The organism is Pseudomonas hunanensis (assembly GCF_013393325.1).
GTDB lineage: Bacteria > Pseudomonadota > Gammaproteobacteria > Pseudomonadales > Pseudomonadaceae > Aquipseudomonas > Aquipseudomonas putida_P.
This window is the reverse complement of record NZ_QJRC01000080.1, coordinates 85,964-109,698: the sequence shown is the minus strand read 5'-3', so window position 1 is coordinate 109,698 and position 23,735 is coordinate 85,964. Positions and strand designations below refer to the sequence as shown.

The 23,735-nt window shown below is 63.0% G+C and carries 16 protein-coding genes and 1 pseudogene; 6 read left to right on the top strand and 11 right to left on the bottom strand.

Annotated features, from left to right (window positions below):
* Positions 1 to 73 precede the first annotated feature (73 nt).
* Positions 74 to 1,747 carry a fatty acid CoA ligase family protein gene (locus tag DM807_RS09040; protein WP_179027286.1) on the top strand — a complete coding sequence of 558 codons (1,674 nt, stop codon included), beginning with the start codon at positions 74 to 76 and terminating at the stop codon, positions 1,745 to 1,747.
* 30 nt (positions 1,748 to 1,777) lie between these two features.
* Here DM807_RS09040 and mobA read toward each other — a convergent pair whose 3' ends face one another.
* From mobA to DM807_RS09025, 3 genes are all read right to left on the bottom strand, one after another.
* Positions 1,778 to 2,353, bottom strand: coding sequence for a molybdenum cofactor guanylyltransferase MobA (gene mobA, locus DM807_RS09035; RefSeq protein WP_012272122.1), 576 nt, complete (start codon positions 2,351 to 2,353; stop codon positions 1,778 to 1,780).
* 61 nt (positions 2,354 to 2,414) lie between these two features.
* The gene (locus DM807_RS09030) at positions 2,415 to 5,543 is read right to left on the bottom strand and encodes an efflux RND transporter permease subunit (RefSeq protein ID WP_179027285.1); all 3,129 of its coding nucleotides are present in this window, start codon (positions 5,541 to 5,543) and stop codon (positions 2,415 to 2,417) included.
* A gap of 11 nt (positions 5,544 to 5,554) precedes the next feature.
* Positions 5,555 to 6,730, bottom strand: a complete 1,176-nt coding sequence (locus DM807_RS09025) for an efflux RND transporter periplasmic adaptor subunit (RefSeq protein ID WP_012272124.1) — start codon at positions 6,728 to 6,730, stop codon at positions 5,555 to 5,557.
* Between the two features lie 191 nt (positions 6,731 to 6,921).
* Here DM807_RS09025 and DM807_RS09020 point away from each other — a divergent pair, with 191 nt between their 5' ends.
* Both DM807_RS09020 and DM807_RS09015 read left to right on the top strand, forming a co-directional pair.
* Entirely contained in the window at positions 6,922 to 7,623 is a 702-nt protein-coding gene (locus DM807_RS09020) for a response regulator (RefSeq protein ID WP_012272125.1), read from the top strand.
* 6 nt (positions 7,624 to 7,629) lie between these two features.
* A complete protein-coding gene (locus tag DM807_RS09015) occupies positions 7,630 to 8,928 on the top strand; it encodes an ATP-binding protein (protein WP_012272126.1) in 1,299 nt (432 codons plus the stop codon).
* On the opposite strand, the gene DM807_RS09010 is transcribed toward DM807_RS09015, so the two are convergent.
* From DM807_RS09010 to nfrB, 4 genes are read right to left on the bottom strand one after another with little or no spacing between them, the layout of a single operon-like run.
* Positions 8,903 to 9,994, bottom strand: a complete 1,092-nt coding sequence (locus DM807_RS09010) for a GGDEF domain-containing protein (RefSeq protein ID WP_012272127.1) — start codon at positions 9,992 to 9,994, stop codon at positions 8,903 to 8,905. The genes DM807_RS09015 and DM807_RS09010 overlap by 26 nt on opposite strands.
* A 41-nt stretch (positions 9,995 to 10,035) precedes the next feature.
* Complete coding sequence (locus DM807_RS09005; RefSeq protein WP_179027284.1) at positions 10,036 to 10,875, bottom strand: DUF4434 family protein; 840 nt, start codon at positions 10,873 to 10,875, stop codon at positions 10,036 to 10,038.
* Positions 10,875 to 13,880, bottom strand: coding sequence for a phage receptor (locus DM807_RS09000; RefSeq protein WP_179027283.1), 3,006 nt, complete (start codon positions 13,878 to 13,880; stop codon positions 10,875 to 10,877). The genes DM807_RS09005 and DM807_RS09000 overlap by 1 nt, the downstream gene beginning before the upstream one ends.
* Positions 13,877 to 16,051 carry a cyclic di-3',5'-guanylate-activated glycosyltransferase NfrB gene (gene nfrB, locus DM807_RS08995; protein WP_012272130.1) on the bottom strand — a complete coding sequence of 725 codons (2,175 nt, stop codon included), beginning with the start codon at positions 16,049 to 16,051 and terminating at the stop codon, positions 13,877 to 13,879. Before nfrB ends, DM807_RS09000 begins: the two co-directional genes overlap by 4 nt.
* Positions 16,052 to 16,244: 193 nt before the next feature.
* Here nfrB and DM807_RS08990 point away from each other — a divergent pair, with 193 nt between their 5' ends.
* Complete coding sequence (locus DM807_RS08990) at positions 16,245 to 16,676, top strand: PACE efflux transporter (RefSeq protein WP_003253887.1); 432 nt, start codon at positions 16,245 to 16,247, stop codon at positions 16,674 to 16,676.
* Between the two features lie 181 nt (positions 16,677 to 16,857).
* Positions 16,858 to 18,417, top strand: coding sequence for a threonine ammonia-lyase, biosynthetic (gene ilvA / locus DM807_RS08985; RefSeq protein WP_081337009.1), 1,560 nt, complete (start codon positions 16,858 to 16,860; stop codon positions 18,415 to 18,417).
* A gap of 248 nt (positions 18,418 to 18,665) precedes the next feature.
* On the opposite strand, the gene DM807_RS08980 is transcribed toward ilvA, so the two are convergent.
* Positions 18,666 to 19,688 (bottom strand): RHS repeat-associated core domain-containing protein, encoded by a 1,023-nt coding sequence (locus tag DM807_RS08980; protein WP_179027282.1) that lies wholly within the window; start codon positions 19,686 to 19,688, stop codon positions 18,666 to 18,668.
* Positions 19,689 to 19,794: 106 nt separating this feature from the next.
* Here DM807_RS08980 and DM807_RS08975 point away from each other — a divergent pair.
* Positions 19,795 to 20,043, top strand: a pseudogene (locus DM807_RS08975) (threonine ammonia-lyase, biosynthetic); the annotation flags it as partial.
* 165 nt (positions 20,044 to 20,208) lie between these two features.
* Here the strand turns inward: DM807_RS08975 and DM807_RS08970 are convergent.
* From DM807_RS08970 to DM807_RS08960, 3 genes are all read right to left on the bottom strand, one after another.
* Complete coding sequence (locus tag DM807_RS08970; protein WP_069943128.1) at positions 20,209 to 21,390, bottom strand: hypothetical protein; 1,182 nt, start codon at positions 21,388 to 21,390, stop codon at positions 20,209 to 20,211.
* 63 nt (positions 21,391 to 21,453) lie between these two features.
* Positions 21,454 to 21,921 (bottom strand): VOC family protein, encoded by a 468-nt coding sequence (locus tag DM807_RS08965; RefSeq protein WP_012272133.1) that lies wholly within the window; start codon positions 21,919 to 21,921, stop codon positions 21,454 to 21,456.
* Positions 21,922 to 22,031: 110 nt separating this feature from the next.
* Positions 22,032 to 23,651: an NADP-dependent glyceraldehyde-3-phosphate dehydrogenase gene (locus tag DM807_RS08960; RefSeq protein ID WP_069943127.1), complete on the bottom strand. Its 1,620-nt coding sequence runs from the start codon at positions 23,649 to 23,651 to the stop codon at positions 22,032 to 22,034.
* Between the last annotated feature and the right edge of the window lie 84 nt (positions 23,652 to 23,735).

The following is a 23,735-nucleotide window of genomic DNA, read 5'->3' as shown; positions in this document are numbered from 1 at the left end:
GGTGTGGGCCTGTTCGCGGGTTTACCCGCGAAGAGGCCGGTACAAACAACACAAGAACGACAAGAGAACGCCCATGCCCCAGCCAAGCTACTCCCAGGGCAACCAGGACAAGGCCCTGCTTACCCAGTGCATCGGCGACGCCTTCGACGCCACTGTCGCTCGCTTTCCCGAGCGCGAGGCGCTGGTGGTGCGCCACCACGCCCTTCGCTACACCTGGCGGCAACTGGCCGAGGCCGTCGACCAGCATGCTCGCGCGCTGATGGCCCTGGGCGTGCAGCCCGGTGACCGCCTGGGTATCTGGGCGCCCAATTGCGCCGAGTGGTGCATTACCCAGTTCGCCAGCGCCAAGGTTGGCGCAATCCTGGTCAACATCAATCCGGCCTACCGCTCCAGCGAGCTGGACTATGCGCTCGGCCAGTCCGGCTGCCGTTGGGTGATCTGTGCCGATGCGTTCAAGACCTCCGATTACCACGCCATGCTGCTGGGCCTTGTACCTGGCCTGGCCAGCGGTCAAGCGGGCGCGCTGATCTGCGAGCGTTTTCCCGAGCTGCGTGGCGTGGTCAGTCTGGCCGTCGCGCCCCCACCTGGGTTCCTCGCCTGGCACGACCTGCAGTCCCGCGCCGAGGCCGTCAGCCGCGAGGCCCTGGCCCAGCGGCAGGCACAGCTGCGCTGCGACGATCCGATCAACATCCAGTACACCTCGGGGACTACCGGCTTCCCAAAGGGCGCCACCCTCAGCCACAGCAACATTCTCAACAACGGCTACATGGTGGGTGAAAGCCTGGGCCTGACCGAACATGATCGGTTGGTAGTGCCGGTGCCGCTGTACCACTGCTTCGGCATGGTCATGGCCAACCTTGGCTGCATGACCCACGGCAGCACCTTGATTTATCCCAACGATGCCTTCGACCCTTTGGCTACCCTGCGCGCGGTGGCGGAGGAGAAAGCCACGGCGTTGTATGGCGTGCCGACCATGTTCATTGCCGAGCTGGACCACCCGCAGCGCGGCGAGTTCGACCTGTCGAGCCTGCGCACGGGGATCATGGCCGGCGCTACGTGCCCGATCGAGGTGATGCGCCGGGTGATTGGCGAGATGCACATGGCCGAGGTGCAGATTGCCTACGGCATGACCGAGACCAGCCCGGTGTCGCTACAGACCTGCGCCACTGACGACCTGGAGCGCCGCGTGACCAGCGTGGGGCGCACCCAGCCACGGCTGGAGAACAAAGTGATCGACAACGACGGCGGCACAGTGCCGCGCGGTGAGATTGGCGAGCTGTGCACGCGTGGCTACAGCGTGATGCTGGGTTACTGGAACAACCCCAAGGCCACGGCCGAGAGCATCGATGAAGACGGCTGGATGCACACCGGCGACCTGGCAGTGATGGACGAACAAGGCTATGTGCGGATTGTCGGGCGCAGCAAGGACATGATCATTCGCGGCGGTGAGAACATCTACCCGCGTGAGCTGGAAGAGTTCTTCTTCACCCACCCAGCGGTGGCCGATGTGCAGGTGATTGGCGTGCCGTGCAGCAAGTATGGCGAAGAGATCGTCGCCTGGGTGCGGCTGCACCCAGGGCATGCTGCCAGTGAAGAAGAACTGCGAGAGTGGGCCAAGGCGCGAATTGCGCACTTCAAGGTGCCCCGGTACTTCCGCTTTGTCGACGAGTTCCCGATGACGGTGACCGGCAAGGTGCAGAAGTTCAGGATGCGCGAGATCAGCGTCGAGGAACTGACTGCCAATTGATGTAGGGGCCGGCACAGGCAGCAGAGGATCTCAGCCTTGCAGCAGTTCCGGGCTGTTGAAGTTGCTTAGCCGACAATCATCGTCGGCACACGCCAGCCCTTGCACCGCCTCGCGCAGCAAGGCCTTCTGCAAGCTCCGCTCACCCGCCGCCCAGGCTTGTTCCAGCACCGGCAACACCCGTTTTGGCAGCACGCTGAACATCGGCTGCCAATACTCACCCTGACGCACCATCGCCGCACTGTCATTGGCCTTCGCCAGCCGCAGCAGGTCTTCGATCAACACCTGATCGACACGTGGTGCATCGCAGGCCAGCAGCACAACCCATTCATGCCGTGCCACCTTGAGCCCGGCAATCACTCCCGCCAAAGGCCCGGGGAAGTCCGCCTCGGCATCGCCCACCACCTGGTCGGCATACGCCCGGTAGGCCTCCTGGTTACGGTTGCAGGAAATCACCAGGTCGTCGCTCAGCGGGCGCACCACTCGCTGTACATGCGCCACCAAGGGTTCGCCCTGCCAGTCGATCAAACCCTTGTCGCGGCCGCCCATACGCTGCCCGCGACCGCCGGCAAGGATGAGGATGGAGCAGGGGGGAAATGCATCAGGCATGAAAAAGGGTTCCGGGCAGTCATTGCCGGGAACCCTCCCATTTCACGCGGGGCTTGTCCAGTCAGCTTTCACCGGCCACCGGATGCGTGGCAGCGTTTTGCGTCTGGCGCCGCCCGGACAGGCGCATCACCACCACGAAGAACACCGGCACGAACACCACCGCCAGGGTGGCGCTGAGCATGCCGCCGATCACCCCGGTGCCGATCGCTTGCTGGCTGGCGGAGCTTGCGCCGCTGGCGATGGCCAGTGGCACCACGCCGAGGATGAACGCCAGCGAGGTCATCACGATCGGCCGCAGGCGCAGGCGGGCGGCTTGTACGGCGGCATCGACGGCGTCCACGCCCTGATCGACCAGGTGCTTGGCGAACTCGATGATCAGGATGGCATTCTTCGCCGACAGGCCGATCAGAGTAATCAGGCCAACTTTGAAGAATACATCGTTGGGCATGCCGCGCAGGGTCACGGCCAGCACTGCACCCAGCACGCCGAGTGGTACCACCAGCAGTACCGCAGTCGGGATCGACCAGCTTTCGTACAGCGCCGCCAGGCACAGGAACACCACCAGCAACGACAGCGCCATCAGCATCGGTGCCTGGCTGCCGGAAAGGCGTTCCTGCAGGGACAGGCCGGTCCATTCCAGGCCGGCACCGGCTGGAAGCTGCGCCACCAGGCGCTCGACTTCGGCCATGGCCTCACCGGAGCTGTAGCCGGCCGCCGGTTCGCCGGAAATCGACACCGCCGGGTAGCCGTTGTAGCGGGTCAGCTGCACCGGGCCGCTGACCCATTTGGCCTGGACGAACGCGCCCAGTGGCACCATCTTGCCGCTAGTGTTGCGTACGTGGATTTTCAGCAAATCCTCGACCTGGCTGCGCTGGTTGCCTTCGGCCTGCACCACCACCCGCTGCATGCGGCCCTGGTTGGGGAAGTCGTTGACGTAGCTGGAGCCCACAGCCACGTCCAGCACCGTGCCGATATCGGCAAACGATACGCCCAGGGCATTGGCCTGGCGGCGGTCGATTTCCAGCTGCACTTGCGGGCTTTCCGCCAGCGAGGCTTCACGCACGTTGGTCAATACCTTGCTTTTGCCGGCGCTTGCCAGCAACTGGTCACGGGCCGCCATCAGTTCGGCGTGGCCCATGCCGCCACGGTCCTGCAGGCGGAACTCGAAGCCGGTCGATTCGCCCAGGCCGTCGATTGGGGGTGGCAGTACCGAGAAGGCGATGGCGTCCTTGAGCTGGCTGAAGGCCATGGTCGCGCGGTCGGCGATCGACTGGGCGCTGTCATCGGTGCCGCGCTCGGACCAGTCCTTGAGCGTGGTGAAGGCCAGCGCCGCGTTCTGCCCGCTGCCGGAGAAGCTGAAACCGAGAATCAAGGTGGTGTTGCCCACCCCCGGTTCCTCGGCGTTGTGCGCCTCGATCTGCGCGGCTACCTGTTCGGTGCGCATGCGGCTGGCACCGGGCGGCAGTTGGATGTCGGTAATGGTGTAACCCTGGTCTTCGGTGGGCAGAAACGCCGTGGGCAACTGGCTGAACCCGTAGCCCAGCACCGCCAGCAGCACTGCGTACACCGCCAGGTAGCGGCCACTGCGCTTGAGCGCCTGTACCACCCAGCGTTGGTAGCCGTTGCTCATGCTTTCGAAGCGGCGGTTGAACCAGCCGAAGAAGCCTTTGCGTGCGTGGTGCTCACCTTTGGCCACGGGCTTGAGCAGGGTGGCGCACAATGCCGGGGTCAGGCTGAGGGCGAGAAACGCCGAGAACAGGATCGATACCGCCATCGACAGCGAGAACTGCTGGTAGATCACCCCCACCGAGCCTTGCATGAAGGCCATGGGCAGGAACACCGCCACCAGTACCAGGGTGATACCGATGATCGCCCCGCTGATCTGGCCCATGGCTTTGCGCGTGGCCTCTTTGGGCGGCAGGCCTTCTTCGGCCATGATGCGCTCGACGTTTTCCACCACCACGATGGCATCGTCGACCAGGATGCCGATGGCCAGCACCATGCCGAACAGGGTCAGCACATTGACCGAGAAGCCCATGGCCAGCATCACGGCGAAGGTGCCCATCAATGCCACGGGCACCACCAGGGTCGGGATCAGCGTGTAGCGCAGGTTCTGCAGGAACAGGAACATCACTGCGAACACCAGCAGCATGGCTTCGAACAGGGTGTTGATGACCTGCTCGATCGACACTTTGACGAACGGCGAGGTGTCGTAGGGGATGTCGTACTTGACGCCTTCCGGGAAGTAGCGGGCCAGGTCCTGCATCTTCGCCCGTACCAGGGTGGCGGTTTCCATGGCGTTGCCCCCCGGCGACAGCTGCACGCTGAAGGCGGTGGCCGGCTTGCCGTTCAGGCGCGTGCCGTACTGGTATTCCTGGGCGCCGATCTCGACCCGGGCGACATCCCCGATGGTCACCGTGGAGCCATCCAGGTTGGCGCGCAGGACAATGGCGGCGAATTCTTCAGGCGTGCTCAGCTGGCCCTTGACCACTACGTTGGCGGTGATTTCCTGGGTGTCGCGGCTGGGCAGGTCGCCAATGCTGCCAGGGGCGACCTGGGCGTTCTGCGCCGCGATGGCCTCGGCCACGTCGTTGGGCGTGAGGTTGAAGCCGATCAGCTTGCGTGGGTCGATCCAGATGCGCATGGCGCGCTCGGAGCCGTACAACTGAGCCTTGCCGACGCCTTTGAGGCGGCGGATTTCGTCCATCACGTTACGGGCGAGGATGTCCGACAGCGCGGTTTCGTCGAGCTTGCCGTCTTCGGAGGTGAGGGTGGCCAACAGCAGGAAGCCCGTAGACACCTTCTCCACTTGCAGCCCCTGCTGGGTGACTGGGCGTGGCAGGCGCGATTCGACCACCTTCAGGCGGTTTTGCACGTCGACCTGGGCCAGGTCCGGGTTGGTGCCTGGGGCGAAGGTGGCGGTGATGGTGGCGCTGCCCAGGCTGCTCTGCGACTCGAAGTACAGCAGGTTGTCGGCGCCGTTGAGTTCCTGCTCGATCAGGCTGACCACGCTTTCGTCCATGGTCGCCGCCGAGGCGCCTGGGTACACGGCGTAGATCTCCACCTGTGGCGGTGCCACGTTGGGGTACTGGGCCACCGGCAGTTGCGGGATGGCCAGCGCACCGGCCAGCAGGATGAACAGTGCGACCACCCAGGCGAATACCGGGCGATCGATGAAGAATTGCGGCATTGATCAGGCCCTCACTGGCCGATGTGCTGAGCGATGGGGGGGGCACCGGGTGTGGTGTCGACCTGCACCTGGTCGCCGGCCTTGACGTGCTGCAGGCCCTCGATCACCACCCGCTCGCCGGCGGCCAGGCCCTCGCTGACGATCCAGCGGTCGCCCTGGGCGCTGCCCAGGACTACCTGACGGTCGCTGACGCGGGCCTGCTGGTCGACCACCAGCACCTTCGGCACGCCGGCGCTGTCGCGCAGGATGGCGCGTTGCGGCACGCTCAGGCCCTTGGCTTGCACCGCCTGCTCCAGGCGTACGCGCACGTAGCTGCCGGGCAGCAGGTCGAGGTCCGGGTTGGGGAACTCGCTGCGCAGGGTGATCTGGTTGGTGCTGGGGTCGACGCTGATGTCGGAAAACAGCAGCTTGCCCGGCAGCGGGTAGGCGCTGCCGTCGTCCTGGATCAGGGTGGCGCGGGCCTGGCTGTCGCCTACCTGTTGCAGCTCGCCAGCACGCAGGGCGCGGCGCAAGGCGTTCAGCTCACGGGTCGACTGAGTGACATCGGCATGGATCGGGTCCAGTTGCTGGATGGTCGCCAGCGGGGTGGTCTCGTTTTGCCCGACCAGCGCGCCTTCGGTGACCTGGGCGCGGCCGATACGGCCGGAGATCGGTGCCGTCACAGTGGCGTAACCGAGGTTCAGGCGAGCCCGCTCCAGGGCTGCTTTGGCTTCGGCCACTGCAGCGTCGGCCTGCAGGAAGCTGGCTTTGGCGTTGTCGTATTCCTGGCGGCTGACGGCCTTGTCATCGACCAGCTCGCGGTAGCGCTGCTCTTGCAGGCGCGCCTGGTACAGGGTCGCCTCGGCCTTGGCCAGGGTGGCGCGGGCGCTGTCATGGTCGGCCTTGAACGGCGCCGGGTCGATCAAGAACAGTACATCGCCCTGTTTGACGTCGCTGCCTTCGCGGTACACCCGCTTGAGCACTACGCCAGCGACCCGCGCGCGCACTTCGGCGGTGCGCGGGGCCAGGATACGGCCGCTTAGCTCACTGCTGATGGCCAGGGGTTGCAGTTGCAAGGTTTCCACCCGCACTTGCGGGGTGGGGGCTTTTTCGTCTTGCTCGGCGCTGTCGCCGCAGCCGGCCAGGGACAGGCTCAGGAACGCTAGGAGCGCCAATGGGCGCAGGCGCGGGGAGAGGGTAGTAGGCATGCGGATCTTCCGATGATGACCGTGTCTATGCTAAGGCAGGTGCTGCCTGGGCGGCTGTTAATACCTGTAGGGCGAGTGTGAAAAAGTGTGAAGAACAAGCCTGTGGCGCGGTAGTGTTCTATATCCTGAGTGTTCCTGTGCCGGCTTCTTCGCGGGCACAGGTATACCTCAACCCAGACTCCCAAGCACCTATGCCGAATATTTTACTGGTCGAAGACGACAGCGCCCTGTCCGAGTTGATCGCCAGCTACCTGCAACGCAACGACTTCCATGTCCAGGTGATCGCCCGGGGCGATCATGTGCTGGACGAGTACCGCCGGCAAAAGCCCGACCTGGTCATACTCGACTTGATGCTGCCAGGCATCGATGGCCTGCAGCTGTGCCGCCTGCTGCGCCAGGAGTCGCAGAGCCTGCCAATTCTCATGCTGACCGCCCGCGACGACAGCCATGATCAGGTACTGGGCCTGGAAATGGGTGCCGACGACTACGTGACCAAACCCTGCGAGCCACGCGTGCTGCTGGCGCGCGTGCGTACGCTGCTGCGCCGCAGCAGTGTCAACGAGCCGCGGCTGGACAACGACCTGATCCTGATTGGCGGCCTGCGCATCGACCTGGCCGAGCGCACGGTCAGTTGGCGCGGCGAAGAGGTGGAGCTGTCCAGCGGCGAGTACAACCTGCTGGTGGTGCTGGCGCGCAATGCCGGCGAGGTGATGAACCGCGACCGTATCCTGCAACAACTGCGTGGCATCGAGTTCAATGGCACCGACCGCTCGGTGGACGTGGCCATCTCCAAACTGCGGCGCAAGTTCGACGACAACGCTGGCGAAGCACGCAAGATCAAGACCGTGTGGGGCAAGGGGTACCTGTTCAGCCGCGTCGAGTGGGAGTGCTGATCGGCCATGCTCAAGATCCTGGTGCGGCTGTACCTGGTGATCATCGTCGCCTACGCCGGCGCGTTGCTGTTCATCCCCGACACCATCGTTGGCCTGTTCCGCGAGCGCTTCATGGCCTACAACCTGGACCAGGCAAAGGGTGTGCAGGCGTTGATCGTACGCCAGTTCCGCCAGGCCCCGCGTGAGCAGTGGCCGGCGGTGGAGCAGGAACTGGCCGGTGATTTTGCGCCGCTGGAGCTGAAACTGCTGCGCATGGACCAGGCGGGTTTGAGCGAGGAAGAACAGGCACGCCTGGAGCATGGCCTGTACGCGGTGCGTATTGCCGAGTGGGGCTACTACGAAACGGTGCTGGCGCCGCTGGACAAGCAATGGCTGGTGCGGCTGCATTCGCCGCCAGACCCGCTGGACATCAACGTGCTGTCGTGGGGCGTGACGGTGCTGATCGGTGCGGCCATGCTCGGGTGCCTGCTGCTGTGGGTCTGGCCGCACTGGCGCGACCTGGAGCGCCTCAAGGAGACCGCTCGGCGCCTGGGCCAAGGGCAGATGGCCGAGCGCACGCACATTTCACCGCACTCCAACATCGGTGAGCTGGCCGGGGTGTTCGACACCATGGCCAGTGACCTGGAGCGCCACGTCAACCAGCAGCGCGAGCTGCTCAATGCGGTATCGCACGAGTTGCGCACGCCGCTGACCCGGCTGGATTTCGGCCTGGTGCTGTTGTTCGACGAAGTGCCGCCGGCCAGCCGCAAGCGCCTGCTGGAACTGGTCGGGCATGTGCGCGAACTGGACGAGCTGGTACTGGAGTTGCTGTCCTATAGCCGCTTGTACAACGCTGACCAGGCTCGCGAACGGGTCGAAGTGTCGCTGCTGGAGCTGGTCGACAGTGTGCTTGGCAGCTTTGCCGAGGAGCTTGATGGCCGTGGTATCCAGTGGGAAGTGCGGGCCGAAGGTGACCTGCCGCGCTTTGTGCTGGACCCTCGGCTGACGGCGCGCGCGGTGCAGAACCTGGTGCGCAATGCCATGCGCTATTGCGACGAAAGCCTGTTGTTGCGCTTGCGCCTGGAAGAGGATGGCGCCTGCCTGCTGACGGTGGAGGATGACGGGATTGGCATTCCGGTGGAGGAGCGCGAGCGCATTTTCCAGCCGTTCTACCGGCTAGACCGAAGCCGCGACCGAAATACCGGTGGGTTTGGCCTGGGGCTGGCGATCAGCCGGCGGGCCATCGAGGGGCAGGGTGGTACCTTGACCGTGGCACAGTCGGCGCTGGGTGGGGCGCAGTTCAGGATTCGCTTGCCAGCCGGGTAGTCCACAGCACGAACCGGTCCTTGCCGGTGTGCTTGGCTTCATACAGCGCCTGGTCGGCCTTGATCAACGCCATGGTCAATGTATCGCCCGCGCTCACCTGGGCCAGCCCGATACTGATGGTCACCGGGTGTGTGCCCGCATCCTCGCGTACCCTGCGTACCAATGCCTCCATCTGCTGCTCGGCACCTTGCTGGTCCAGCCCTTCAAGAAAAATGGCAAACTCCTCGCCGCCCAGTCGGGCGAACTCGGAATCGACCATGGCGGCCTTGATATGCAGTGCCACGCGTCTTAGCACTTCATCACCAATGTCGTGGCCGAAACGGTCATTCACTTTCTTGAAGTTGTCTATGTCGACCATCGCCAGGTATTGCCCGGGCGTTGCCAGTTTCAGTTGTTGCTCCGTTTTGGCCATGAACGAGCGGCGGTTGGGGATTTCGGTCAGGGCGTCGACGTAAGCTTGTTCAAGCAGCACCCTGGACAGGTAGAAATTGTGCAGTTTGGCCTTGCGCGTCTGCAGGTAGCTGTAGGTGATCAGGCCGCTGAGAAACACGGCGTAACTGACCAGCATGGCGCCTTCGAGCGCGTCGGGCTCGATACGGGTGTGGTAGAACGGGTTGAGCATCACCCAGGTGATGACCATGGCGCTGAAGAACGACCAGCGTCGCACCGGCAGCACCGACACGGCGTACAGCACGGTGGATACGCCAAGCACCAGCCACACCGGGCGCAGGGCCACCGGGATGCCTTCGATCAGCAGGCGCATGCCCAAGGTGATGATGGTGATGAACAGCAGGTTGAGTACATCGAAGTGATGGCTGCGGCGGGTGAAATGCAGTACTACGCAAAGGCTGCCGAGCGCGGCGATGAACAGGTAGGACAGCCAGGTGAAACCCTGACCGCCGAGAAAACTGACGATCAGGTCGAAGACCAGCCAGATCAGGATGCTGATGCAGAACACCAGCAGGCAGAACGGGCGCATGGACTCGAATTCGTGTTGTCGGAACTCGGCGCGCAAGGCGGCGGGGGCGACCTGCTTGCGCACGTGTTCTTCGATGGTCTTGAACATCGGTGGGCTCCTCGGAGTACTGCTTTGCCAGGCCAAACGACTCAATTTTGTGGCAAGACACCTGTGGCCCAAGGCCGGTAGCGCAAGGCAAACACCGCCTCGGCATGGCACCCGCTGCCCAGCTTGGGCTCGGCAGGTTCGGCCCTGAATGGCTGCCCAGGCGCGCTCACCTGGCGGAACGCCTCGCGCACCACGCCTACCCGGCATGGCAAGGCCTGCTCGTAGCTCTGGCGCACCAACGGCGGCAAACGCCCTGTACCGGCGCCATCCTGCCACCACACGGTCAAGCCCGACCCGACCAGTTGATCCAGCCAGCTGGCATGGACGCGCGGCGACAGCTTGCCAGCACTGAATGCACTGATGTGCAACGGTTTGTCCAGCTGGCGGTTGAACGCCTGCAGTTGGCTGTAGAGCGCATCGCGTCGTTCGGCATCACGAAAATGCTGGTCGTCCAGTTCCATGGGCAGGTACCAGCCATCCACCGGCAACTGCCACACCTGACGAAGGTGTTGGTACTGGCTGAGCGAACGGCCCAATTGCGCCTTCCAGTAGCTGTTCAGGCCCTCGCCATCCAGTTGCTCGAGGCGCTGGTAATAGGCCGGGTCCATGTACAGCCCCATAACCAGCTGCAGGCCCTCGGCACGCGCCGTGCGCAGGCTGTTGGCCAGCCAGCCCTGGGCGCCACCGAAATCGCTGTCGCCATAGGCGCTCCATTGCACGATCAGGGTGTTGCCACCTTGGGCAGCGGTGGCATGCCACAGTTGCTGCCATTGGGCGGGGGTGACGCTGGCATCACGGTTCAGCGGTTGGTAGAACAGGCGCTGGTCGGCGGAGGCCTGTAGGCACAGGACCAGCAGGCAATAGGCGATGATCGTACGCATCAGAAAGTCATCTCCGCACCGACCAGCACACCGTTGGCGCGCTCGTAGAGGTTGCCGCCCAGCGATTGCTGGTATTCGGCACGCACTTTCAGCGAGCCGCGGTAGGCGTTGTAGCGGTCGTCGTCGAACCACCATTGCCAGCGCACGCCGACCCCGGCGCGGGCATCCTGGCGCCAGTCGTTGCTTGGGTCCTGGCTGGAAAATTCGACAAAACCGTAAGGCATGAGGGTTTGCGGCGAGCTGCCCGGCAGTTTCCAGGCGTGGCCCTGCTGGAAGCGTGACAGCCAGGCGTGGTCGCCGGCACGGGTCCACCAGGCGGCGTCGAGGTAGAGGAAACGCTCGTTCCAATCGTCCTCATCGACACGCCAGTCGTTGCGCCAGTCACCCTGGTCAAGGAACGAGGCGGTGGCGCGCAGCAGCAAGTCGTTGCTCGATTCGGCGTGGTGACGCAAGTCGCCCCAGTTGCCGCCGACCTTGGCCGGGCTCAGCAATTGGCCAAGGCTAAGGCCGCGGTAGTGCGCTTCGTCGATCTGCCGCTGGTGGTAAAGCTCGGCATACAGGTTGAGGTTGGCCTGGCCGAGCGGCTTGTAGCGCAGGCCGACGCCGGTACCCATGCTTTGTGCATAGTCGGTGCGGCTCTGGCCGCCGAACAATACCCGGCCATACACCGACAGGGTGCTGCCGTTGCGGCTGGGTTCTTCGCCCAGGGCGTGGTCCCACATGGCCAGTTGTACGTTCTGCGATTGTGCCCGGCGCGAGCTGCCGCTGCGCTGGCCATTGTCGAGGAACTTGTCGTTGGTCGAGGTGCCGGCGGGCGACCAGGTGCTGGCCAGGGTAATGGTGTCACGACGTGACAGGCTCTCGTGGGCGCGGCGCTGGCGGTACTTGCGGGCTTCGAGGCTGCCGTATTCGTCATCAGCGTCGACCAGGTTCTGCTCCACGTCGAGGATACGCCGCAGTTCGTGGCGTGCCGCAGCGCTGTCTTCGTGCTCGTCGTAGCGCAAGGCCAGTGTTTCGCCCAGGCGGTAGTCTTCGGGGAAATCGTGGGTGGCGCGCTCGAGGTAGGGAATCGATTGTATGCGCTGTGCCTTGTCTGTCGAACCGGCCAGGCGCATGCCGTAGTCGGCTCGATAGCGCGGCTGATCGGGGGCCATGCGCACGGCTTCGGCCAGCCAGGCGGTGCTTTGCGCGCTGTCGCCAGCCAGTTGCGCAGTACTGGATGCGGCGTAGTAGTGATCGGCGCGCGGGTTGTGCGCCAGAGCCTGGCGCTGAAAGCCCAGCGCGGTCTGCGGGTCGCCTTGGCGCTGGGCGATGGCGGCGCCCAGCGCCCAGTCATCGGCGCTGCGGTGTGCGGCGGCGTCCCAGTAGCGGCGGGCGGCATCCGCGTCGCCTGCATTCAGCGCGCCACGGGCTGCGGTGAGGCGGGCGTTGTCGGTCCAGGCGCTGTCCGGCAGGCTGCGCCAGATGGGCAGGGCGGCTTCGGAGTCGCCGGCCGCTTCAAGTGCGTAGGCCAGTGGCAAGCGGTTGCCATTGTCGCCCAGGCGTTCGGCGGCCTGGTAGTAGACCACCGCCTCGCCCGGCTGGTCGGGCATGGCGCAACGCCCAAGGGCGCGGTACTGGCCGGGCTCGCCCGGGGTAGCCGGCACTGCCTGGCGCACGGCATCGCACAGGCCGGCCTCGGCCAGCCGGCCAAGCAACTGGGCGCGGGTATTGGCGTCGACCCGGGGGATCAGGCTGAGCATGCGTCGGCTGTCCAGCGGGCCGTCGTTGCGGGCATACAGGTTGCCCAGGCGCTGCAGCAGCGAGGGGGTGAGGCGGCCCTGGCGACGGTCGTAGGCCTGCTCCAGCAGTTGCCGGGCGCGATCACCGTGGCCCTGTTCGGTCAGCAGGAAGGTGGCTTGCTCCAGCGCGGCGAGGTCGCCGCTCTGCCGGTAGCGTTTCTCCCATTCGGCAGCGGTGCGCGGCTGCGCAGGTTGTGGTGGGTCGCCGTACAGGCGTTGCTTGAGCACCGCGTAGGCCCGCGGGTCGGTACTGGCGGTGCAGCCTTTGAACTGTTCACGGGCCAGATCCGGGTCTTGGTGTGACAACCAGTCGACCGTTTCCAGGCAAGGGCGTTGCAGGTCGTTGCTCAGGCGCTGCACCAGTGCAGCGTCGTCGCCTTCGCGGGCCAACTGCCAAAGTTGCTGGCGCTGTTCGGGGTGCTGCAGTTGCTCGGGCGGTAGCGACTGCAGCCAGCGTTGGGCTTGCTGGTGGTGGCCAACGGCAATGGCGCGGTTGGCCATGGCCAGGCGCGCCTGGTTGGCCGCTGTGGCGGATGGCGCGCTGGGTAACAGCGCATTCAGGCCTTTTTCGTCGACTTTCTGGATATAGGCATTGGCCAGGCGTTGCCAGTCTTCGGCGGGCAACTGGCCTTTGTCGGCCAGCGGCTGCAGCTGTTCGATGGTTTCTTTCCAGTTGCGCAGTTGCTCGGCGAAGTTGGCCCGAGCCAGGCGCAGTACCTGGCCGTCGTTGCCGGGCGGTAGCTGGTTGAGCCAGTCCAGCGCCTTGGCCGCGCCACCAAACTTGGCCAGGCTCAGGCTGTAGGCCTGCCACAGGCGCACCCGCTGGTTGCCGTCGCTGGCGGCCAGCCATTGTTCCACCTGGCTGGCCGCCGGTGGGTCCTGTTCGATCCAGGTCAAGCGTAGCGCCAGCAGGGCGTCGGCATACTCGGGGCTGTCGCCCAGCTGCTCGGCCTGCGCCTGGGCCTCTTTGTAACGGCGTTGGTGGGCCAGGGCCTCGACCAGCAGGGCACGCGCCTCGTCGTTGTTCGGCACCCGCCCCAGCACGTGGCGAGTCAGGCGCTCGACTTCCGCCCAATTGTCTTTCTTGGCCTCGCGGTAGCTGCGGTCCATGAACGGAAAGCTGGTGAACCGCTGAAAGTCGGTCATCGGCGCCGAAGCAGCGGCGGGCAGGGCAGCGCAGAACAGCAACAGTCCAGTGAAAGTCAGGGAAAAGCGCGGCTTCATGCCACCTCCCGGGTCAGGTCAAAGGCGGCCTGCTGTTCGCTGGCCTGTTCGATCAGGGCCTGCTCCAGCACCTGTTCGGTGATGATGCCTCGGGCGATCAGGTGCTCGCCCAGGCTCTGGTGTTCAGGGTCGAAGTCGATCAGCGCCTGGTTGAACAGGGTGACCGGGACCATGCCCCGCACCTGCAGCAGTGCGCCGAGCATGACCTGGTGATGGCTGACCCGCTCCAGCAGCGCTTCGTTGTCCTGGTGGCGTTCAAGGACGGCCAGCATGTCGCGGGTTTCTGGCTTCTGCCAGGGGCTTGGGTAGTGGTAGCGCAGGCCCAGCGTAACCCGGCCCTGGGGTGCCAGGCGGGCCTTGACCGGGCGTTTCAGCTGGCGGCTGATAACCCCCAGCGACACCTGGCTGACCGGGCTTTCGCTGGCCAGGATCAGCGTGTCGCCGTCTTCATCCACCGGCAGCACGCCATAATGCGTGGCCAGCTTGCGCGGCAGTTTGGCGATCAACTGCGGGTCGAGCTTGAACGGGTTCAGCGGTGCCCAGGGCAAGTCCAACTGTTCGGCCAGGGTGGCCACCAACTGCTCGCTGTTCAACCAGCCGCGCAGTAGCAGTTCGCGGCCCAGGCGCCGGCGAACCGGGCTGGTGATGGCCTGCTGCAGCTGTTCGTCGCTGATCAGGCCCTTGGCCACCAGGCGCTGGCCCAGTGGTATGCGGGCAGGTGCGGCGATAGCGGGGAACTCGTGGGTGGTCTTGTCCCAGGCCACGCGCCGCGAATCGCCCATTTCCATGACCTGGCGCAGGGCGCGCAGGTTGGCGAAAAAATTGACGAAGTTGCTCCACATCATCCGCGGTGCCGACAGCAGGCCTTCGCCGATGCCATAGAAGCGGGTGACGAACCAGGCGCGCTGGAACAGCCGGTTGAACAGCATCAGGCCGTTCAGCCACAGCAGGGTCGACAGCAGCCAGCTGTCGCTTAGGATCGACATGAAACGCCACGAATTCGGCGCGACCACCGTGACCAGCCACATGGCCAGCAATACCAGCAGCAACAGGTTGACCAGAAAGCTCAGCAGGTAGGCGAACAGCCCACGGCGGTCACGCCAGAGGAAATAGTTGAGTGCGCCTTTGCGGCTCCACCCGAGGTTGCTGGTGCCCTGGAACACGATGCCGACAATCCAGCGCGACTTCTGCCGGATGGCATGCTGCCAGTCACGTGGGAAGTGCTCGCGTACGCAGATTACCTGGGAGAACTCGCGGCTCATGCCCGGGCGCCAGTCCTGCTTCAGGGTCAGTGCCGGGTCGGTGATGGAATAGCGGGCGAAAATGCACTTCATGCCTTTTTGCTTCAGGCGAAAACCGATGTCGTAGTCTTCGGTCAGGCTCTGTACGTCGAAGGCGATGCCGTCACCGTCCTCGAGCAGCGCGCTGATGGCGCGGCGGCTGAAGCAGGTGCCGACGCCGGCGCTGGGCACCTGGCCCGTCAGCGCTTCACGCACGATCACGTCCTTGCCGTGGTTTTCGGCGAACTCGTCGACATAGTGGCCGGCAGTAAAGCCCTTCCATTCCGGTGCGTAGGGGTACACCGGGATCTGGATCATGTCCTTGCTTGGCAGCAGGTAGTTGAACAGGCGCAACTCCATGGGCGAGATCACGTCTTCGGCGTCATGCAGGATGAAGCCGGCAAACTCGATGCCCGCGTCCTGCTGGAAGCGCAGCAACGCGTCGATGATGTTGTTCAGGCAGTCGGCCTTGCTGGTGGGGCCAGGGCGCGCGCAGACCACCTTGTGCACGTTGGGGTAGTGCAGGCACACCGCGTCGACGTCGGCCTGGGTTTGCGGGTCGTTGGGGTAGGTGCCGACGAAAATCTGGTAATTCTCGTAGTCGATCGTCGAGGCTGCCAGGCGCGCCATCTCACCGACCACGCCTACTTCGTTCCAGGCCGGGACCATGATGGCCAGGGGTTTTTCCGGCACCTCGAACAAGCGCTTTTCATCGGCTTTTTCGAACTTGTCGTAAATGCGAAAACGCCGGATCAGCTTTCGCCCCCAATAGCACAGGTCGATGAAAAGGTCGTCCAGGCCCAACAGGAACATCAGCGAGGCAAGGGTGATTGCCAGAATTTTCAGGCCGAACAGCACATAGGTGAGAAAATCGATGAATGCCAAACTCATGTGGCAGCCACCGAAAGGGTAGAGGGGGCCATCGTCATTATCCTCGCTCGGTTCCTTCGACGAAGTTGTACGAGATGTCACTGTTTGTACGGGATAGATACAAGCAGCCGAACGCGATGTTGTCCAAATTTCGGGCTTTTTCTTACAGGCTACATCTTGTAGTTTAACAGGTCGTTTATTCAGGGAGTTGAACATGCAAGGCAAGGCCCGCAAGATCGTCCAGGCCATTCTCTATGAGGCCATCGCCGTCGCCTGCGTGGCGCCCGCGCTGGAACTGGCGTTCGGTGCCGGGATGGCGCAGTCGACCGTGTTGTCGGTGCTGATGTCGGGCATCGCGATGAGCTGGAACATGGGCTACAACTGGGTGTTCGAGCGTTGGGAAGCGCGCCAGCACAAGCGGGAGCGCACTTTCTTGCGGCGCCTGTTGCATGCGCTGGGCTTCGAGGGCGGGTTGGTGGTGATTCTGCTGCCGTTGGTGGCGTACTGGCTGGACGTGAGCCTGTGGGCGGCACTGCTGACCAACCTGGCGTTGTTCGTGTTCTTCTTCGTTTACGCCTTCGTCTTCCAGTGGGGCTTCGACAAGGTGTTCGATGTGCCGCTTTCGGCGCAGCAAGCCAAGTGTTGACTTGCGGCCGGGCGGCAGGCTAAGTTCCTACCCCATGAACACATTCCCGTACGTGAACGCCATTATTATTACCGCCATTATCAGCTTGGCGGGCTAGCGCATACGTGCACCGAACCCGCCCTGGAGGCGGGTTTTTTCTCTCTGACTCCTGGGCAATGCGAAAACAGCCAAGGAGTCATCGATGACCAGCTTCAGTGTCCTTCGTACCACCGTCACCCCCCAGCAACTGCTGTCGGAGCAGGTGCGGCGCATTCTTGCCGCGCCGGTGTACGACCTGGCCATCGAAACGCCCCTGCAGGCCGCGCCTGCCTTGTCCGCCAGCCTGGGTAACCAAGTACTGCTCAAGCGCGAAGACCTGCAGCCTACGTTCTCGTTCAAGATTCGTGGGGCCTACACTCGCCTGTCGCGTCTTACCCCCACGCAGCGCGAGTGCGGGGTGATCACCGCTTCGGCGGGCAACCACGCCCAGGGTGTGGCCCTGGCGGCATCGCACCTGGGCATGAAGGCCACCATCGTCATGCCGACCACCACCCCGTCGTTGAAAGTGGAAGGGGTGCGGTCGCGCGGCGGGCATGTGGTGCTGCACGGCGAGAGCTTCCCCCATGCCCTGGCCCACGCATTGAAACTGGCCGACAGCGAAGGCGCCACCTTCGTACCACCGTTCGATGACCCGGACGTGATTGCCGGGCAGGGCACCGTGGCCATGGAAATCCTCCGCCAGCGCCCAGGTGCCCTGGACGCCATCTTTGTACCGGTAGGCGGAGGCGGCTTGATCGCCGGTATCGCCGCGTATGTGAAGTACCTGCGCCCAGAGGTGAAGGTGATCGGCGTGGAGCCGGAAGACTCCAACTGTCTGCAGGCTGCCATGGCAGCTGGCGAGCGGGTGATCTTGCCGCAGGTCGGCACCTTCGCCGATGGCGTGGCGGTGGCGCAGATCGGTGCCCATTGCTTCGAACTGTGCCGGCACTTCGTCGATGAGGTGGTAACGGTAAGCAGCGACGAACTGTGCGCGGCAATCAAGGACATCTACGATGACACCCGCTCGATCACCGAGCCTTCCGGGGCCCTGGCCGTGGCCGGGATCAAGAAGTACGTGGCGCGCGAAGGCGTGCAGGGGCAGACCCTGGTAGCAATCGACTCCGGGGCCAATGTCAACTTCGATCGTTTGCGCCATGTGGCCGAGCGGGCTGAACTGGGCGAGCAGCGCGAGGCGATCATCGCCGTCACCATCCCGGAGCAACCGGGCAGCTTCCGCGCCTTCTGCCAGGCGCTGGGCAAGCGGCAAATCACCGAATTCAACTACCGCTACTACCCCGGCAAGGAAGCGCGCCTGTTCGTGGGTGTGCAAACCCACCCTGTGCACGACCCGCGCGAGCAGTTGCTGGCCAACTTGCGCGAGCAGGGTTACAACGTGCTGGATTTGACCGACAACGAGCTGGCCAAGCTGCATGTGCGCCATACCGTGGGCGGGCATGCAGCACCGGGCGCGGATGAGCGGGTACTGCGTTTCGAGTTCCCCGAGCGGCCTGGGGCGTTGCTGGGCTTTTTGGAGCGGTTGGGCAAGCGTTGGAACATCAGCTTGTTCCATTACCGTAACCATGGGGCAGCGGAGGCGCGCGTGTTTGCGGCTTTGGAAGTGCCGGTGGATGAGCTGGCGGGGTTGCCGTTGGCGCTGGATGAGATGGGGTATCGGTATTGGGATGAGACGGATAACCCGGCTTACACGCTGTTTTTGGGCTGATTGCGCTTTTAGCTCGAATAATACGCCCGACCGACATTGCATTGGCACTTGTAATTAAATCCATGCCATGCGCGATCATAAATGTCAAATAGTTGAGCCGCGTATCATGCGAACGTTGGTCGGGTGGCAAGAGTCTCAAGTAAATAAATTATGGGGTCTACTTGAATACAGGAAAATTGGATTTGTGTGTCATGGCATGCGTCAGTCCTAGGCCGGCATTGGGGGCGCTCATGTATGAGCGGGTTAGCCTAAAAATCGTCTACTCCCCTAATGAATCTGCTGTAAGCATCGGGGCTGCGATATCTTGGTGGTAGTGGGCCAGGGTTAATTCCCCTTCTGTAGTCGTGCTTGTAAGCACGCTGAACTTCTCGTGCTATCTCATAAAAATGTACGCGATTAAGTGCTGAATCTTGCAGGGACAAATCTGGACCAAATTTTGAAAAGTATGGTTGTTTTAGAGTATTTTTGAGCTCACGTAAATACAGGTGCTGGATACGGGTCAATTCATTTTCTGGTATTTCCACTGTGCCAGAGGTTGGTGATCTAAACATTTCCTTGGCGATAGCTGCTGCTTTGTTGGCTGCTTGGTGAACAACATAACTGTTATTTGTTGGTAAGGGGGTATCGTGGGTTTTTGTTGCATATATATTTAGCGGAGCGCCGCTTGGAGTTGTGTTATAGGGGTCGAGATAATGGTTAATTTTCTCTTGTACAAGCTCAGGGCTATCATTGTGAATTGCAAAACCTTGCTCGCGCTGTTTCAATATTTCCAGGCCTATCGATCGTGCTGAACTTTTTCTAGCTCCAAAATATGTAGTGTGGAGTTTTCTTGGCGATGGCATCTGTCCGGACGGATCGATATAGTTTATTGGATCGTTACTGCAATAGGCATAGCAGTTCAAACCGCCTTGCGCGAAGGGGGAGAGCGAGTCGGGCAATGCGAACCTAAAAAGCCGTGGGAGATAGAGCCGGCGCCCATTTCCAAGAAGGTAACCGTCGCAGTGAGGGTCATGCAGCTGTCCATTGAAGGCGGGGGTCAGTTCAGCGTGTGGATTGAGAAACCCATAGCACGTATAGTTATTGGTGATCGGTTTTTTAGTCGTGGCATAAACCGAGCCGAGAGTATCTGATGCTGGTAGGGTGCTCTCATTGTCGGCGTCGCAATATATAGACGGCGCTAACGATGTATGGACGGTGCGAAAAAATCGATTGGTATAGCCTGGCTGGTTGGCTGTGGGCAACAGTTCTCTACTGTAAAAAAGACGATTCATTTAATTATTTCTCTAGGTGTTCTTACGCTGAGGGTTGCTTGCCGTAGCATGGCCTCTATCGAATAGTTTTGCAGCTAATAGAAATGCTAGTTGCGCAGTTGTTTCTGAACGTGTACGGCGTTTTGGGTTATCTGAGCGATCAGGGTCGTTGCTGGGCTTTTGGGAACGGTTGGGTAAGCGCTGGAATATCAGCCTGTTCCATTACCGTAACCATGGGGCAGCGGAGGCGCGAGTGTTTGCGGCTTTGGAAGTACCGGAGGACGAGTTGCCGGGGTTGCCGTTGACGCTGGATGAGATGGGGTATCGGTATTGGGATGAGACGGATAACCCGGCGTACACGCTGTTTTTGGGCTGACACGCAATCGTTGAACAATGCAATCTCGTGTAGGAGCGGCCTTGTGTCGCGATGGGCCGCAAAGCGGCCCCTGAATATCATTGCCGCCGCAAAAATCGAGGGGCTGCTTTGCAGCCCGATCGCGACACAAGGCCGCTCCTACAAGGGTTCGTGCAAGGGCGGGTATCAACGCTCGCGCATGAAAAAGCCGGCGACGAACTTGCGGAAAGTTTCCAAACTTTTGAAGTCGGCGTAGCGCTTGAAATTTTCAGCATCCGGCTCGGGCCCGATCGGCTGTTCCAGCAGTGACACCGACAGCACCCGGTCCTGGTCCGAGGTCATCACCAGCTCATCCATGACCTGCCCGCCAATCACCGGCCTGCGCATCTGCACTTTCACGCCCTTGCTGGCCATCCAGTCGATCAGCGACACCAGCGCCTTGAGCGGCTCGCGTTCTTCATCGCGGTATACCGGGAACAGGTGCGCGCGTGACAGCACGGGCACGCTGGCCACATGAATCAGCTCGTAGTAATGGCTACCGGCGCTGGTCGGCGAGTAGATCATCAGTGCCAGCAACGGCCCGGTGGTACGGCTGCCGCCCCAGTACAGGTGGTGCCCCTGGAAGTCGAAGCCGTCTTCACTGCGGTTGTTGAACAGTTTGCGCCCTTTGATCTGGTCGACGCAGTCCAACAGCAGGCCGTGGCGGCGGTGGTTGCCGAACACCGAGGCTTCGCGCAGGCGGGACTTGAGCATCATCATGTGCTTCATGTCCAGGCGTGTTTCCAGGTAGTTGCTGGCAGGCACCCGTTCCAGCAGCGGGTAGCGGCTGGCCACGCTGCGCAGTTCGGCGAACTGGCCGGTCAGGTCCTTTTTCAGGTGGGTGGCGTAAAGGTTGAGGCCACTGGTTTCGAGCCAGGTCAGCAGCAGTGACAGCAGGCGCTGTTGTTCGCGCCGATCGCTGCCATCGCTGCCTGCACCGGCTGTGCCTGCGCGCAAGTCGCCGATCAGGCGCAAGGGGGTGTCTGGCGGCAGCCAGGCGGCGGGTGGCGCGGGGTCGTTTTCGCGCTCGGCGGCTTCCTGCTCGTCTTTGGTGAACGGGCAGCCGGGCGCGTGCTCGGCGGTGCCTGGGTTGTTCTTGAGGAACAGCGTGCCAGTGTTGCCGTTAAGGGTGACATTGAGCACCGGCAAGGCGTCGTTGCGGCAATCGCAGGCCAGCCACTGGTTGGCATTGCGCACCTTCATCAGCAGCTGGTTGGCTTGCAGCAGGCGCGGGCCGGCGAGGCTGCCGGTGGCAAAGCCGACCAGCAGCTCTTCTTCGGCAGGGGTCAGGCTGCGCACCTGAACGGCGGTTTTGTCGATGATTCGCATGAAGCGGCTCCAAGCTACGAGCCTCAAGCTTCAAGCAAAGTCGCGCCGCTTTCAACTTGCCGCTCAGTTACCGCCGAACATCTTCGCGGCGCGGGCGCGAATCTCGTCGGGTGTCAGGTCCTCTTTGTGAGTGGAGACGAACCAGATGTTGCCGAACGGGTCTTTCAGGGTGCCGCTGCGGTCACCGTAGAACTGGTCGGTCAAGGGGTGCAGTTGGGTGCCGCCAGCGGCCAGGGCCTGGGCATAGACTTTGTCGCAGTCTTCGACATACAGGTGCAGGCCCACGCCTGCGCCGCTGAGCTTCTGGCTGGCGGTGAGGCCGCCTTCCATGTCGCAGGGGTCGCCCAGCATCAGCGACGAATCACCAATCTTCAGCTCGGCATGGCCAACGCGGCCACCTGGGGCATCGAGGCGGAACATTTCAACCGCGCCAAAGGCCTGCTTGTAGAACTCGATGGCCTTGGCGGCGTCGTTGATGGCCAGGTAGGGGGTGATGCTGTGCTGGCCTTCGGGGATGGGTTTGACTGCCATGTTGGACGCTCCTGTGCAAGGGGCGCCGGAGGACGCCCTGTTGCTTAGAGTCGTTTGCACAGATGGAAAATCGACAGTGACGCTAGATCGATTGTCTATAAGCGCGGCCGTCAGAAGATGTAGTCGGTGGTCAGGAAGCTCGACTGGCGGTTGCGGATGATGTCGCTGATCAGTTCCTTGTTGGCCTCCTGGAAGCGCGTGGCGACCAGGGTACGGATCGAGAACACGCGCAAGGCGTCATGCACCGACAGTGTGCCTTCGGCGCTGTTCTTGCGGCCGTTGAACGGGTAGGTGTCCGGGCCACGCTGGCATTGTGCGTTGATGTTGATGCGCCCGACCTGGTTGGCGAAAATGTCGACCAGGCTGCCAATGGTGGCCGGGTCGTTGCCGAACAGGCTCAGTTGCTGGCCGTAGTCGGAGTCCAGCACATAGTCGATCACCGTTTGCAGGTCGCGGTAGGGTACCACCGGCACCAGCGGGCCGAACTGCTCCTCGTGGTACACGCGCATTTGCTGGCTGACCGGGTACAGCAAGGCGGGGTAGAAGAACGAGCCGCGGCTGTGCCCGCCACCTTCGTTGAGCACGTGCGCGCCTTTGGCCGTGGCGTCGGCGACCAGGCCATCGAGGTAGTCGACCTTGCCAGGCTCGGGCAGCGGTGTCAGCGCCACGCCAGGCTCCCACGGCATGCCGGGCTTGAGCGCTGCCAGTTTGCGTTGGAACTTGTCGAGGAAGGCGTCGACCACGTCCTCGTGAACGAACAGGATCTTCAGTGCCGTGCAGCGCTGCCCATTGAACGACAGCGCCCCGGTGACGGCCTCTTCGACGGCATTGTCGAGGTCTACCTGAGGCAGCACGATGCCTGGGTTCTTGGCATCCAGGCCCAGTGCGGCGCGCAGGCGGTGGGGGCGTGGGTGCAGCTTCTTCAGGTCGCTGGCGGCCTTGTGGGTGCCAATGAAGGCGAACACATCCACCTTGCCGCTGGCCATCAGCGCGCTCACCGTTTCCCGGCCGCGGCCATAGATGACATTGATCACCCCCGGCGGGAAGCTGTCGCGGAACGCCTCGAGCAGTGGGCGAATCAGCAGCACACCGAACTTGGCCGGCTTGAACACCACGGTGTTGCCCATGATCAGCGCCGGGATCAGCGTGGTGAAGGTTTCGTTCAGTGGGTAGTTGTACGGCCCCATGCACAGTGCGACGCCCAGTGGCGCACGGCGGATCTGGCCGAGGGTGCCCTGTTCCAGTTCGAAGCGGCTGGAGCGGCGGTCAAGGTCCTTGAGGGCGTTGATGGTGTCGACGATGTAGTCGCAGGTGCGGTCGAATTCCTTTTCCGAGTCCTTGAGGTTCTTGCCGATTTCCCACATCAGCAACTTGACCACGGCCTGGCGCTGTTCACGCATGCGTGCGAGGAAGGTTTCGACATGCTGGATACGCTCGGCCACGCGCATGTTCGGCCAGGTACCACGGCCTTTGTCGTAGGCCTGTACGGCGGCGTCGAGGGCGGTGAGCGCGGTGTCGGCATCGAGCAGCGGGGCGCTGCCCAGAATGACCTGATGCTCGGTGTCGCCTTGCTTGAGCCACACCGGGCTGCGCACCGTGGCCAGGGGGCCGTCCCAGCGTCTGAGTTCACCGTTGACCAGGTAGTCGCGTTGTTCCAGGGGGGCTCCCAGGCGCCAGGCTTCCGGAATGTTATCGGCGCTGGGGAAGAGTGAATCGAGCAGACGGTCCATGGGTACTGCACCTCACATTACAGGGCGGGTTTCAAGCCAGATGAATCGCTTCAGCCTCGAGCATGCACCGGCTGCGGAAAAAAC